12 protein-coding genes are annotated in these 13,235 nt (G+C 64.3%); 8 read left to right on the top strand and 4 right to left on the bottom strand.

The window, feature by feature from the left end:
- Positions 1–48: 48 nt before the first annotated feature.
- Entirely contained in the window at positions 49–1,959 is a 1,911-nt protein-coding gene (locus LSG43_RS05170; RefSeq protein ID WP_231801787.1) for a DUF2207 domain-containing protein, read from the top strand.
- 28 nt (positions 1,960–1,987) lie between these two features.
- Here LSG43_RS05170 and LSG43_RS05165 read toward each other — a convergent pair whose 3' ends face one another.
- From LSG43_RS05165 to LSG43_RS05155, 3 genes are all read right to left on the bottom strand, one after another.
- The gene (locus tag LSG43_RS05165; protein WP_231801786.1) at positions 1,988–2,857 is read right to left on the bottom strand and encodes a 4-(cytidine 5'-diphospho)-2-C-methyl-D-erythritol kinase; all 870 of its coding nucleotides are present in this window, start codon (positions 2,855–2,857) and stop codon (positions 1,988–1,990) included.
- Positions 2,844–4,580, bottom strand: a complete 1,737-nt coding sequence (locus LSG43_RS16590; RefSeq protein ID WP_231801785.1) for a tetratricopeptide repeat protein — start codon at positions 4,578–4,580, stop codon at positions 2,844–2,846. Before LSG43_RS16590 ends, LSG43_RS05165 begins: the two co-directional genes overlap by 14 nt.
- A gap of 134 nt (positions 4,581–4,714) precedes the next feature.
- The gene (locus LSG43_RS05155; RefSeq protein WP_231801784.1) at positions 4,715–6,367 is read right to left on the bottom strand and encodes an electron transfer flavoprotein-ubiquinone oxidoreductase; all 1,653 of its coding nucleotides are present in this window, start codon (positions 6,365–6,367) and stop codon (positions 4,715–4,717) included.
- An 84-nt stretch (positions 6,368–6,451) separates the two neighbouring features.
- On the opposite strand from LSG43_RS05155, the gene LSG43_RS05150 reads away from it, so the two are divergent.
- Positions 6,452–7,276 carry a uracil-DNA glycosylase gene (locus LSG43_RS05150; protein WP_231801783.1) on the top strand — a complete coding sequence of 275 codons (825 nt, stop codon included), beginning with the start codon at positions 6,452–6,454 and terminating at the stop codon, positions 7,274–7,276.
- Here LSG43_RS05150 and LSG43_RS05145 read toward each other — a convergent pair.
- A complete protein-coding gene (locus LSG43_RS05145) occupies positions 7,273–8,253 on the bottom strand; it encodes a DMT family transporter (protein ID WP_369412442.1) in 981 nt (326 codons plus the stop codon). The genes LSG43_RS05150 and LSG43_RS05145 overlap by 4 nt on opposite strands.
- 268 nt (positions 8,254–8,521) lie before the next feature.
- Between LSG43_RS05145 and LSG43_RS05140 the strand changes: the two genes are divergently transcribed.
- The 6 genes from LSG43_RS05140 to rnhB all read left to right on the top strand — a co-directional run bounded on the left by LSG43_RS05140 (position 8,522) and on the right by rnhB (position 13,165).
- Entirely contained in the window at positions 8,522–9,820 is a 1,299-nt protein-coding gene (locus LSG43_RS05140; RefSeq protein ID WP_231801782.1) for an MFS transporter, read from the top strand.
- 5 nt (positions 9,821–9,825) lie between these two features.
- Positions 9,826–10,359, top strand: coding sequence for a molybdenum cofactor biosynthesis protein B (gene moaB, locus LSG43_RS05135; RefSeq protein WP_231801781.1), 534 nt, complete (start codon positions 9,826–9,828; stop codon positions 10,357–10,359).
- Positions 10,360–10,473: 114 nt separating this feature from the next.
- On the top strand, positions 10,474–11,625 hold the full coding sequence (locus LSG43_RS05130) for a PA0069 family radical SAM protein (protein WP_231801780.1): 1,152 nt from the start codon (positions 10,474–10,476) through the stop codon (positions 11,623–11,625).
- 38 nt (positions 11,626–11,663) lie between these two features.
- Complete coding sequence (locus LSG43_RS05125; RefSeq protein WP_231801779.1) at positions 11,664–12,020, top strand: hypothetical protein; 357 nt, start codon at positions 11,664–11,666, stop codon at positions 12,018–12,020.
- Between the two features lie 78 nt (positions 12,021–12,098).
- Positions 12,099–12,482: a nuclear transport factor 2 family protein gene (locus LSG43_RS05120; RefSeq protein WP_231801777.1), complete on the top strand. Its 384-nt coding sequence runs from the start codon at positions 12,099–12,101 to the stop codon at positions 12,480–12,482.
- A gap of 44 nt (positions 12,483–12,526) precedes the next feature.
- The gene (rnhB, locus tag LSG43_RS05115; protein WP_231801775.1) at positions 12,527–13,165 is read left to right on the top strand and encodes a ribonuclease HII; all 639 of its coding nucleotides are present in this window, start codon (positions 12,527–12,529) and stop codon (positions 13,163–13,165) included.
- Positions 13,166–13,235: the final 70 nt, after the last annotated feature.

Below are 13,235 nucleotides of genomic sequence, written 5' to 3'. Positions count from 1 at the left end.
TGCCGTTCAGGCATCAGTACGCTCCGGGGACGCAACAGAGGACATACCATGACGAAGACCGCAGTCATCGTGCTGTGCCGGGCGATCATTGCCGTTCTGGCGCTCATGGCGCCGGCGGGCGGGGCGTTCGGCGCCGAGGTCATCGAGCGGTTCAATACCGATATCGCCGTTCATCCCGACATGTCGGTCACGATAACCGAGACGATCACGGTCAATGCAGAAGGCAGCGCGATCCGGCGCGGGATCTTCCGCGATATCCCAACGGTCCTTGAGGGACCGCAGGGGGCGCCGATCACCTCCGATCTCGACGTTCTCTCGGTGACGCGGAACGGCGCGACCGAACCCTATGACGTCGAATCGATCCGCGACGGGCAGCGCATCCGGATCGGGGACGCAGACGTCTTCATCGCCCGCGGGCTTCATACATACGAGATCACCTATACGATGGACCGCGCGGCGCGGATGTTCGCGGACCACGACGAATTGTACTGGAACGCGACGGGGAATTTCTGGCAATTCCCGATCCTCGCGGCAAAGACGACGGTCACCCTGCCCGAAGGCGCGGATATCATCGATCTCAACGTCTTTACCGGCGCTCAGGGCGCGACGGGAAGCGCCGCTCGGGCGGAGCGGGTATCGAACACTGTCGCCAGCTTCGCCACGACCGAACCCCTCGATCCCTACGAAGGCATGACCGTGGCCGTGGCGTTCGAAAAGGGGGTCCTGGTGGCGCCGAGCGGCGGGACGGCGGCGTGGTACTGGTTCTGGGACAATCGCGGGTTGATCGTGCCCGCGATCCTGCTTTTGATCGTTCTTGCCTATAACGGCTACGCTTGGGCATCGGTGGGGCGCGACCCTTCCAAGGGCGTCATCATCCCCCGCTTCTATCCGCCCGCGGGATTTTCCCCAGCGCTTACGCACTATGTGCACCGCATGGGATGGCAGAAGAACGGGTGGACGGCGTTTTCGGCGGCGCTCGTGTCGCTGGCGACAAAAGAACTGATCGAGATCGGCCGGGAAGGCAAAAAGACGATCACGCTCAAGACAACCGGCAAGACGCCCGAAGCGGAACTGCCGCCGGGCGAAGAGATCATTTTCGAGTATCTCTCGGGCCGGCAAACCGTCAAAATCAACAAAAAGCACGGCAAGTCGCTCAATTCGACGCGTTCGAAATTCGTCTCGGCGCTGCAGAACGAGAACCGCTCGGTCTATTTCCGAAACAACATCCTCTATACGCTTTGCGGCATCGCCATCGGCATCGCCTCGTTGGGCGTGATGGTGCTCACCGGCATTCTCGATCCTCTTTTCCTGTTTTTCGGCCTGTTCGCGTCGGTCTTTCTCTCGCTCTTTATCTTCGGGCTGCGATCGGTCTGGGAGGGACCGATGTTCGGACGGTTCATCGCCGGATTGATCGGCGGGGTCTTTCTTTTCAATTTCGGGGGGCTGGCCCTCGATCTGTTCGAGATGGCCAATGTCAATTTCCCCGTTATTGCGGCGGTTTCGATCGCGGCGACGACGATCGTTTTCGGCATCCTGATGCGCGCGCCGACCGTGCACGGACGGCGCGTCATGGACGAAATCGAGGGGTTCAAGATGTATCTGGAAACCGCCGAGAAGGAGCGGCTCAATTTTCGCGACGAGCCGGATATGACGGTTTCGCGGTTCGAAACGATCCTGCCCTATGCGATGGCGCTGGGGGTTGAGAAACCCTGGTCGGAGCGCTTCGAGAACGATCTGCAGCGCAACGCGGTCCGCGATGCGGATAGTAGCTATTCGCCGCGCTGGTATCATGGAGGAGACTTTTCGAGCGGCCGGTTCGCTGCAACGATGAGCGGCGTCGCGACCGGAATGGCGGCTGCGATGGTTTCGGCGCAACCGTCGTCGTCCTCGGGGTCCGGATTTTCCGGCGGCGGCTCGTCGGGCGGCGGCGGTGGCGGAGGCGGCGGGGGCGGCTGGTAGCCGGTCTCGCGGCCGGGGACGCGCTGCCCTATTCCACCAGGATGGGGGTCGCCGCGACCCAATAGCCCTGCAGTTTTTCGCGCAGGTCGTGGGCGGCCTGGTGGGCCGCCGCGGCGCTGCCGTAAAGCCCGAAGCAGGTCGCGCCCGAGCCGGACATGCGTGCGAGCACACAGTTCTGCGTTGCGGCGATCGCCTCCGTGATTTCCGCGATTGCCGGGACGATTTCGCGTGCCGGGGGTTCGAGGTCGTTGCGTGTATCGGCGAGCCAGAGCGAGAGCATCGCCGCGCGGTCGATGCTCCTGGGCAGCTGCGGCATGGGCGGGTTGCTGCGCGATTTGAGGCGGCGGAAGACGTCTGGGGTAGCGACCGCCTCGCGCGGGTTGACCAGCACCAGGTGGAGCGCGGGGAAGGCACTCACCGGTTTCAGCGTCTCGCCGATGCCCAGCACCTCGCAGGGCCGCGAAAACAGGCACATCGGCACGTCGGCGCCGAGCGTCGCGGCGAGTGCGAAGAGGTCGGCGTCGGGTATGTCCTCGTCCGTCATTTGGGCGAGGAGCCGGATCACGGCGGCAGCGTCGGCCGAACCTCCACCGAGGCCGGCGGCGACGGGGACGTGTTTTTCGAGGTGAAGCGCGATGCCGGACTGAAGCGCGTCGGGGAAGCGCGCCCGGAATTTTTCGACCGTGCGGACGACGAGATTGGAGCGGCCGTTCGGCAGGTCGCCGCCGAAGGGGCCGGAGATCGACAAGGCATCGTTCCGGGCCGATTCGGCGGAGACGAGATCGGCGAGTTCGGTGAAGACGCACAGGGAATGGAGCGTATGAAACCCGTCCTCGCGCCGCCCGGTCACATGCAGCGCGAGGTTGACCTTGGCCGGTGCGGTCTCAGTGAGCCTCAATGTCGGTTTGGACGTGGTTGCCGTTGGCGACAGTGGCTTCGCCGTCGAGCCCGTTGACGAGTTTGGGCCGCGCCCGCGTGGTCACCGTGCCTTCCTCGTCGACATCGATGGCGATGCGCCACTGGAACAAGGCCTCGCGCCGGCGCCCTGCCATCCAGTAGGCGTCGCCCAGATGGTCGTTCAATTCCGGGTCGTTGGGCAGGAGGGAAACCGCGCGTTCGAGCTCGGCGACCGCGTCCTCGATGCGGCCGAGCTTGTAATAGGCCCAGCCAAGACTATCGATAATATAGCCGTCGCGCGGCTGCATCTCGACGGCGCGCTGGATCATCTCGAGTGCGGCATCGAGGTTCATGCCCTTGTCGACCCAGGTGTAGCCCAGATAGTTGAGGACCTGGGGCTGGTCGGGATTGAGCTGGAGAGCGTGGAGGAAATCCGTCTCCGCCGCGTCCCAATTGCCCGAACGTTCATAGGCGATGCCGCGCACATAGTAGAACCGCCAGTCGCGCGGACGCTCGCCGTCGATGGCCTCGAGAAGCTGCGAATAGGCTTCAGCGGCGCCTTCCCACTGCTCGTCATAGCGCAGGATGTCGCCGAGCGCGCCGAGCGCTTCGATATTGTCCGGATCGCCATTGATGATGTTGCGCAGACGCGAAATCGCCTCCTCGTGGCGGTCCTGCGCGTCGAAATTCTCGGCGATGGAAATGAGCGCACTGGTGCGCAACGGCGAGTCCTCGGGAATGCCCGCGTAGATGTCGTTGGCCGCGTCGTAGCGCCCCGCGCCCGAGAGGATATCGCCCAGGCTCATCGAGACGATGGCGGCGTCGGGATCGAGATAAAGCGAGAGCCTGAGGAAAATGACGGCAAGTTCGGACGACCCGTCGCGGGCCAGCGCGGCGCCCAGGCCGTGGAAGACTTCGGCGGCGCCGGCCTGGACGTTGGCGGCGAACAGCCCCGGCTTGCGTTTCTCGGCGATGGGCGCGCGCAGTGCATCGATGACCGGATGGGCGATGCCCTGTTCGGTGAACCTGTCAAGCACGGCCTGCGCCTCCTCGAACCGTCCGGCGTTCCCGAGGATGCGGATGTAGGCTTCCGCGATGCGGGTGACGAAGGGGTCGGTTTCGTAAGCCTGGCGCGAGAGATCGATGGCCTGATCGCGGCTGCCGCCCAGATCGGCCATGATGGCGCGGTGGAAGACGAGGAATTCCTCAAATCCGCCCTGCCCGACCGTATCGAGCGTCGCATAGGCGCCGCGCAGGTTGCCATCGCCCAGTTGTGCCCAGGCGCGGGTGATCCCGGCGGTGATCCCCACCAGCGAGAGTGTGGGGATGCGCGCGAACATCTGGTCAGCCGAGGTGTAGCGGCGCTGCTTGAGGGCGACTGTGCCGAGGGTCAGCCGGGCGAGTTCGTCGGCGGGATCGAGATCGAGCACATGCTGGGCGATTGTCGCCGCCTCGGAAATCTTGCCGGCGCCGAGATAGGCGAGGAAGGCCCGGCCGGTGAGGATCGGGTTATCCCAGTCGGCCTCGGCCGCGCGCATGAAATAATCCGCCGCGACCTCGGGGTGCAGGTCGTCCTGGGCCGCGATGCCCGCGAGATAGGACCCGGTGATCGACGGCTCGCGCAGCGAGAGCATGTCCGTCTGCGCAGCCGCCGCAAACGGAGCCGTCGCGGAAGCGGCGATGGCGAGACCCAGGCCGGTCAGTTTGCGGAGAATGATGTGCACGCGTTTCCCTTTGGTTCCCTCTTGTGCTTGTCGATACCCAAACTAGGCAAGCATGTCGAATTTGAGACGATATTAGGCGTTGAAGTCTTTATCATTCCCGAACCGCCCGCAAGCCCGCCGCGTTCACGCGGGCGTCACATCCCCGAATAGTTGGGCCCGCTGCCGCCCTCGGGCGGCACCCAGGTGACATTCTGGGCCGGGTCCTTGATGTCGCAGGTCTTGCAGTGCACGCAGTTCTGGGCGTGGATGCGGAAGACCGGCTCTCCGTTTTCTTCCGCCATCTCATAAACACCGGCGGGACAATAAAGCGGTGCGGGTTCGCCGTATTGCGGCAGATTTTCCTCCACGGGCACGGCCGGGTCGGTGAGACGCAGGTGGACCGGCTGATCCTCGTCGTGGGCGATGTTGGCGCGGTAGACCGCTTCGTTGCGCGAGAAGGTGAGCTTGCCGTCGGGCTTGGGGTAGTTGAATGGCTTGGCCCGGGCGATCGGCTTGAGGCTCGCGAAATCGGGCTTACTGGGGGAGAGCCCGCCAAAGGGCGACTGCTTTACGAGGCTCGAGACCCACATATCGACACCGGCCAGCATCACCCCGGCGTAAAGCCCGAGGCGCGACCAGAGCGGCTTGACCGAGCGGATGGGGTAAAGATCGTCGCGGATGCCGCTTGCAAGAACGGACTCGTCGAGGGTTTCGATCTCGTCATTGGCGCGGCCTGCACCGATGGCGGCGGCGATCTCGATGGCGGCGGCCTTGCCCGAGCGGATGGCGTTGTGGATCGCCTTGAGCCTCGGAACATTCATGAAGCCCGCCGCGCAGCCGACGAGCGCGCCGCCGGGGAAGGCAAGTTTGGGGATCGCCTGCCAGCCGCCCGAGGTGACCGCGCGGGCGCCGTAGGAAATCATGGTGCCGCCTTCGATGAGTTCCCTGATCTCGGGGTGGAGCTTGAAGCGCTGGAATTCGCCGAAGGGTGAGAAGGTGGGGTTTTCGTAGTCGAGGTGCGGGACGAGGCCGAGATAGACCTTGTTGTCTTCCGCGTGGTAGCAGAAGCCGCCGCCCGAGGTCGCGTTGCCCAGGGGATAGCCCATATAGTGGGTGACCTTGCCCGGGACGTGCTTTGCCGCGTCGATCTCCCAGATTTCCTTGAGCCCGAGGCCGTATTTCTGCGGTGCACGGCCTTCGTCGAGGTGGAAATTGCGGATGAGGCGCTTGGCGAGCGATCCGCGCGCGCCCTCCCCTATGAGAGTGTATTTCGCCCGCAGCTCGATGCCCGCGGCGAAGGTGGATTTGTGGCTGCCGTCGCGCGCGACGCCGAGATCGCCGGTGACGATGCCGAGGATTTCCCCTTCCTTGCCAAAGATCAGGTCCATCGCGGCGGTGCCGGGGAAGACATCGACCCCCAGCGCCTCGGCCTCGCCGGCAAGCCAGCGGCAGAGATTGCCCAGCGAGGTGATGACCCCTCCCTTCGTGCGCATGATCGGCGGGATGAGCGGATCGGGGAAGGTGTAGGACCCGGTTTCGGTAAGATAGACGAAATGGTCCTCTGTAACGGCGGGACCGACGGGCGCGCCTTTTTCCCGCCAGCCGGGAATGAGGTCGTCGAGGCCGACGGGGTCCATCACCGCGCCGGACATGATATGGCCGCCGATCTCGGCGGACTTTTCCACGACGATGACCTCGAGGCCGGGCGATTGCTGCTTGAGCGCGATGGCGGCGGAGAGGCCAGCCGGGCCGGCGCCGACGATCACAACATCGGTTTCCATTGTCTCGCGTTCGAGCGAATCATTCATGTGAGGCCGTCCGTACTTGCTGGCAAAAGGGGTATGCCCTCAACGCGCCGATATGCAATAAGCGTCTTGCATACAGGGTAGAAAATGGCAAATCGAGACCTCAATCGCGACGAGATGCTCGCGGCGCTGGACTGGTATCGCGCCGTAGGGGTGGATATCGCGGTGAGGGAGGAGCCGGTCGACCGGTTCGCGGCCTCGGCCATCGCGCCGGCGCGCACACAGCGCACCGTGCCGCCGCCGGGCTTGCCGCAACAGGTGCCAGCCAGCCCGCCGCCCGCGGCGCCAGTGGTTACGACCTCCGATGCCGATCCTGAAACCGCGCGTGAACTTGCAGCCAAGGCGCAAACGCTCGACGCGCTGCGCGATACGCTCGAGGCGTTCGAGGGGTGCGGGCTGAAGCTGCGGGCCACCAATCTCGTTTTCGCCGACGGCAACCCGCAAGCGGATATCATGCTTGTGGGTGAGGCGCCCGGGCGCGACGAGGATTTGCAGGGCAAGCCGTTCGTGGGGCGTTCGGGCCAGTTGCTCGACCGGATGCTGGGCGCGATCGGGCTCGACCGGACGACAGTCTATATCGCCAATACCGTGCCCTGGCGCCCGCCGGGCAACCGTACCCCTGCCCCGTCCGAGGTCGCCGTGTGCCTGCCGTTCCTTTACCGGCAGATCGAGCTTGTCGCGCCCAAGGTGCTGGTGGCACTGGGGGGCGCCTCGGCGTCGACGCTGTTCGAGACCAATACCGGGATTACCCGGTTACGCGGGCAATGGCGGGATCTGACCATCAACGGGCACACGATGCGCGCGGTGGCGACGCTGCACCCGGCCTATCTGTTGCGCCAGCCGGCGGCGAAAAAGCTGGCTTGGCAGGATTTGCTGGCGGTTCAGGCTGAGTTGGAAGCGTCCAGCCCCTAAGCCGGGCTTGAAACCTTGCGCGATTTCGTGCGGTCGAGGCCGAGCATGTGCTCGCGGTAGATGATGAAGATGCCGGCGAGGACGACGATCGTGCCGCCGACGAGCATTTCGGGGGTCGGGATTTCGCCGAAGACGATGAGCCCGACGAGGATCGAGAGGACCATCGAGGAATATTCGAACGGCGCGATGGTGGAGATTTCGGCGTGCCGATAGCTTTCGGTGAGGAGGATCTGCCCGAACCCGCCCGCAATGCCGGCGCCCGCGAGAATGGCGAATTCGGCAGGGCTTAGGGGGACCCAGCCGAAGGGGATGGTCAACAGGCCGATGACCGCACTTGTGATGGAAAAGTAGATGACGATCGTGGCGCTGCGCTCGGTTTTAACGAGCGTGCGCACGGTGAGCTGCGCAGAGGCCGATACGGCGCAGGCAGTGAACGCGGCAAGCGCGCCGAGGGTTTCGGGGCCCATCACCGCCGTGCCGCCCGAAAAAACGGTCAGACGCGGCCACATGATGATCAATACGCCCAAAAGTCCGACCAGAACCGCCGTCCAGCGGAAGACCCTGATGGTTTCATGCAGGAACAGGGCCGAGAAAATGACGACGAAGAGCGGCGTCGCGTAGTGAATCGTCGTCGCCTCGGGCAAGGGTAGCCGCGTCAGCCCGAAGAAGATGAGAAACATGGCCGATGTGCCCAAAACCCCGCGCAGGATGTGGCCGCCCAGCCGGCTTGTCTTGAACCCGTCGACCAGTTCGCGGCGCCAGGCGAGGAAGATCGCAACAGGAACGAGCGCGAAGGCCGAGCGGAAAAAGACAAGCTGGCCCACGGGCACACCTTCAGCGGACTTGATAATCGCGCTCATGCCGACGAATACGAACACCGAGGCGACCTTGAGGGCGATCCCCAGCATGACGCTGCTTCTGACACCCCAATGGCGGTCGGTCGGTTGCGGCGGGGCGGCGGGCTGGGTATCTGGCACTTGTGTTTATTCCGGACTGGGGAGAGGACCGCAGGGCCTCAAGGTAAAATATTAGTCGCGGGTGCGGGGGCCGCGGTCAAGAGGGCGCGGGGCGCTTTGGTCTGGCAGGAACCGAAATAGAGGCTGTGCCGTTCCCGGCCCGGGGCATCGTTCCCGAGCCCCCGAACGCCAATGCACACCGCTTTCGCCAAAGCATCACGCGCCGGGTAGGCACGGGCATTTCAAGCCGCTACCATTGCGCGAAATTTCTATCGTCCAAGGCCTTTGCATGTCGCAAGTCGTCAAGATTTCCGCCCTTCTTTTCAGTTCGGCGCTGCTGATGTTCGCGGGTGGCATGCACGGGCTGATTCTGCCGGTGCGTGGCGAAGAGGAGGGCTTTTCGCTGCTCGCGCTCGGGCTTATCGGTACGGGCTGGTCGGTCGGGTTCATTGCCGGATCGATCGCGGTGCCCAAGCTCGTGAAGGCGGTGGGCCATATCCGTGCCTATGCGGTGATGGCGGCGATCGCCTCGATGACGATCCTTTTCAACCTGCTCGTCATCAATGACTGGGCGTGGATATTTCTGCGGGTTTTCTCCGGCTTCTGTTTTGCCGGCGCGGCCATGGTGGTCGAAAGCTGGCTCAATGAGGTTTCGGACAACGAAAGCCGGGGCACGACCTTTTCGATCTATGTCTCGGTAACGCTGTTCGCGTCGACCGCAGGACAGATGGCGATATCGGTCACCGGCGTGGCGGGCTACATCCCATTCGTTTTGGCCGCACTCGCCTATACCTGTGCGGTGTTGCCCACGGCGGTGACGCGCACGCCACAGCCCGCGCCGCTGCAATCGGCAACGCTCGACCTGCGCTATCTGGTGCGGACCTCCCCTATCGCGGTTCTCGCCGCGTTTTCGGTGGGGATGGCGAACGGGTCGTTCGGCACGCTTGCGCCTGTCTATGGCATCGAGCGCGGCTTTTCGACCGCCACGGTTGCCTACATCATGAGCCTTGCCATCGTTGCGGGGGCGCTCTCACAGATTCCACTGGGGCGGATTTCGGACCGGATCGATCGCCGCAAGGTGATCATGGGCACCTCGCTCGTCGGCGCCGCGGCCGGGATCGCGATGATCCTCGTCAATCCGGGGGAAGACGTGATGCTTTACGCGCTCTTCGCCGCCTATGGTCTGGCCGCCTATTCGATCTACGGGATCGCGGTGGCGCACGCCAACGACTTCGCGCTCGACGGCGATTTTTCGAAGGTCGCCTCGGGCATGCTGCTGATCCTCGGTGCGGGATCGATGGTCGGGCCCATCGCGTCTTCGATCGTCATGAGTTTCTTCGGGCCCGTTTCGCTGTTCGTGGTCGGCATCGCCTTTCATGGCGGGCTTGCCGGTGCGGCGTATCTGCGAATGCAGGCACGCGAGGCGGCGCCGGCGGACGAACGGGCGCCCTATCAGGTCGTGCCCTCCGAGCACATCGTCACGTCGGAAACCGTCGCGCTCGATCCGCGTTCGGACCCCGAGGATATCGTTCTGCCTGACGACGAGGACGATGTGCACGACCAGGAACCGCAGGCGCAGACAGGATAGAGTGCATGTTCCCTTTCAAGACAGACGAAAGCATTGCTTTCGTGCCCGTCACCTTTGCCGTGCTGGCGGTGAGCGACACGCGCACGCTGGAAACCGATACGTCGGGGGCGCTGCTCAAGGAGCTGATCGAGGGCGACGGGCACCGCTGCTTCGACCGCCAGGTGGTGAAGGACGACCGCGAGGCGATCGCGGACCAGGTCCGCAAATGGGTGGACGCGCCCGATATCGACGTGGTGCTGACCACCGGGGGCACAGGGTTTTCGGGCCGTGACGTGACGCCCGACGCCATCGAGCCGATGTTCGACAAGCGGATGGAGGGGTTCTCGGTGCTCTTCCATCAGTATTCGGCGACCAAGATCGGCACCTCCACGATTCAGTCGCGGGCGACGGCCGGGCTTATCGGGTCGACCTTCGTCTTCTGCCTTCCGGGCTCACGCGGGGCGTGCCGGGACGCCTGGGAGGCGATCCTCACGCACCAGTTCGACAGCCGGCACATGCCGTGCAACTTCATCGAGGTGATGCCGCGGCTCAACGAGTGAGCTGGCGCTTCCTACGCAAATGTTCTTGTTATGTTCCGTTCGTTTCGCTAGAGTTAACGGGAACGGACAGGGTGCGATTCGCCTTGTTCGACGCGAAACGGACGGAGACCGGACATGGCGCAATACGCGGCATCGGGACATACGAGCGAAGCACGGGGGCGGCTTTTCGGCACGCGCGACGTCGACCTTTTGAGCCGGCCGATCGTTCAAAGCGACACGCTGCGGGGGCGCGGGGCGCGCTCGAACGAGAGCGGACGGTTCGAACGGCTGCGGCGCGAGTTCGTCGAGGACGGCTGGGAGACCGAGCACGAGGAGAACTTCGAAACGCGCGAGCATATCGAGCGCGCCAAATCGATCATCACCCGCAACGTTTCTCCCGATATCGGGTTCGACCGGTCGATCAATCCCTATCGCGGATGCGAACATGGCTGCTCTTATTGCTTTGCGCGGCCGAGCCATGCCTATCTTGGACATTCGCCGGGGATCGATTTCGAGCGCGACGTTTATATCAAGGTCAATGCCGCCGAGTTGTTGCGCAATGAACTTGCCAATCCGCGCTACAAGGCCAAGCCGATCGCGATCGGGACCAACACCGACCCCTACCAGCCGCTCGAGCGCAAGTACAAGCTGATGCGCGGCATCCTCAAAGTGCTCCTCGATGCGCGGCATCCGGTGATGATCACGACGAAATCGGCGCTCGTGGTGCGCGACCTCGACCTTCTGACCAAGCTCAACAAGCACGGTCTTGTGACGGTTGCGCTCTCGGTCACGTCGATGGACCACAAGCTCTCGCGGTTCATGGAACCGCGCGCCTCGACGCCTTCGCGGCGGCTCGAAGCGCTGCGGCTCCTGTCGGAAGCGGGCATCCCCACGCGGATCATGGCCTCGCCGATGATCCCCGCAGTCAACGACCACGAGCTCGAACGCATCCTCGATGCGGGCAAGGCCCAGGGGGCGAGCATGGCGTCGATGATCGTCCTGCGGCTGCCCGGGGAAGTGCGCGATATTTTCCGCGAGTGGCTGCTCACCACCTACCCCGACAAGGTCAAACACGTGATGAACCTCGTGCGCGACCTGCGCGGCGGGAAGGAGAACGACCCGCGCTTCGGTTCTCGGTTCACCGGCGAGGGCCCGTATGCGGTGATGATGCAGCAGCGTTTCGACAAGGCCTGTGCGCGGTATGGTCTCGAACATGACGGGACGCCGCTGCGGACCGATCTCTTCGTCCATCCGCAAAAGGACGATGCGCAGCTGAGCCTCTTCTGATAGGCTTTTTCCATCGCGGTATCAGGGGACGCGGCGGAATGATGGGGACCATCAGATTTTGGGTCGCCGTGGCGGTCGTTGCCGCGGGCGCAACCCCGGTTGCCGGACAGAGCGCCGAACCGGGCGCTTATCTCGGCTACAACGGGATCGCCCATGTCGGCGCCGGGGGATGGGTGCGGCATGTGCCGTTCGGCAGCGGCGAAGGCAAGATGCGCGAGGTCGCCGATCGGCTCTATGGGGACCCGGAAACATTCACCAACCGCGAGTGCGGAGCGGGGCCGATCGATTTCGCCGCTTATGCCAACGGACTGGCGCTCCATTTCCAGGACGGCGTCCTCGTCGGCTGGTCGGCAAATGCGCCGGACATGACGACGCTCGACGGGATCGGCGTGTAATTTCCGGTAGGTCCGTCCGGAACAGCAACCCGGACGACGCGTTGGGCAGAAGGGACAAGGCCAGGGCGGGAGGACTCGATGACAGACGGGGCAATACTGGCGTCCGAATACTGGCGCCGGATGAATACCAACCGGTGGGCGCTGGCAGGTGAACTCTTTGCACCGCAATTCGAACTGATCTGGCCGCAGTCGGGCGAAGTGATCTCGACGCTGGGCAATTTCGTCGCCATCAACGAGAATTGTCCGGCCAAGGGCGCCTGGGCCTTCACCGTTCATCGCCTGATCGGCTCGGGCCGGCAGGCGGTGAGTGAAACGCTCGTCAGCGACGGGTCGGTAGAAGCGGTGGCGGTCTCGTTTTTCGAATGCGCCGACGACAAGATCAGCCGGATAACCGAATACTGGCCCGACCCCTTCCCCGCGCCCGAATGGCGGTCGCGTTGGGTCGAAACGATGGCCGACTGAGAACTGCCTTTTCCTCCGGGTGCGGTTGAGGCAGGTTGGCTCTCATGGCCAAGACCGATTCGCCCATCGTTTCCGACGTACCCAGCTACGCGCTCGAAGCGGCCGCGCGTGCGCGCGGGCTCAATTGTGTCGCCGGCATCGACGAGGCCGGGCGTGGCCCGCTGGCGGGGCCGGTCGTTGCCGCGGCGGTCGTTCTGGACCCGAACCGGATCCCCGAGGGGCTCAACGATTCCAAGAAGATGACCGAGGCACGGCGGCGCGCGGTCTTTACGGAGATTCTCGCGAGCGCCGCGGTGGGGCTCTGTGCCGCTCCGGTCGAGGTCATCGACCGGCTCAACATTCGTGGCGCGACGCTGTGGGCAATGTGCGGCGCGCTCGAGGCACTGGCCGTGCGGCCCGATCTTGCGCTCGTGGACGGACGCGACGTACCCGAAGGGCTTTCCTGCGCGGGCGAACCGGTGATCGGAGGGGACGGCAAGAGTCTTTCGATCGCGGCGGCGTCGATCGTTGCCAAGGTGGTGCGCGATTCCATGTGTCCCACGATGGATCGCGGGCACCCGCATTTCGATTTCGCGCAGCACAAGGGCTATGGCACCGCCGCGCATCTCGAAGCGCTCATCGCGCACGGGCCCACCGAGCTGCACCGGCAGAGTTTCGCGCCGGTGATGGCGGCGCGGCGGTAGCGGTTCGCCGCGGCCGATTGCCGGGCTCGCGCGAGGCCAAATCCACAAGTCTATCCCCCAGTCCCTATCC

Source organism: Pelagibacterium xiamenense (assembly GCF_021166475.1).
GTDB classification, from domain to species: domain Bacteria; phylum Pseudomonadota; class Alphaproteobacteria; order Rhizobiales; family Devosiaceae; genus Pelagibacterium; species Pelagibacterium xiamenense.
This window is presented reverse-complemented; position numbering and strand designations above follow the sequence as displayed.

Coding starts and splice junctions, on each gene's coding strand:
- moaB (WP_231801781.1), top strand. CDS start 9,826: ATGTTCCCTTTCAAGACAGACGAAAGCATTGCTTTCGTGCCCGTCACC.
- LSG43_RS05125 (WP_231801779.1), top strand. CDS start 11,664: ATGATGGGGACCATCAGATTTTGGGTCGCCGTGGCGGTCGTTGCCGCG.
- LSG43_RS05120 (WP_231801777.1), top strand. CDS start 12,099: ATGACAGACGGGGCAATACTGGCGTCCGAATACTGGCGCCGGATGAAT.
- LSG43_RS05150 (WP_231801783.1), top strand. CDS start 6,452: ATGGCAAATCGAGACCTCAATCGCGACGAGATGCTCGCGGCGCTGGAC.
- LSG43_RS05170 (WP_231801787.1), top strand. CDS start 49: ATGACGAAGACCGCAGTCATCGTGCTGTGCCGGGCGATCATTGCCGTT.
- LSG43_RS05140 (WP_231801782.1), top strand. CDS start 8,522: ATGTCGCAAGTCGTCAAGATTTCCGCCCTTCTTTTCAGTTCGGCGCTG.
- LSG43_RS05130 (WP_231801780.1), top strand. CDS start 10,474: ATGGCGCAATACGCGGCATCGGGACATACGAGCGAAGCACGGGGGCGG.
- rnhB (WP_231801775.1), top strand. CDS start 12,527: ATGGCCAAGACCGATTCGCCCATCGTTTCCGACGTACCCAGCTACGCG.
- LSG43_RS05155 (WP_231801784.1), bottom strand. CDS start 6,367: ATGAATGATTCGCTCGAACGCGAGACAATGGAAACCGATGTTGTGATC.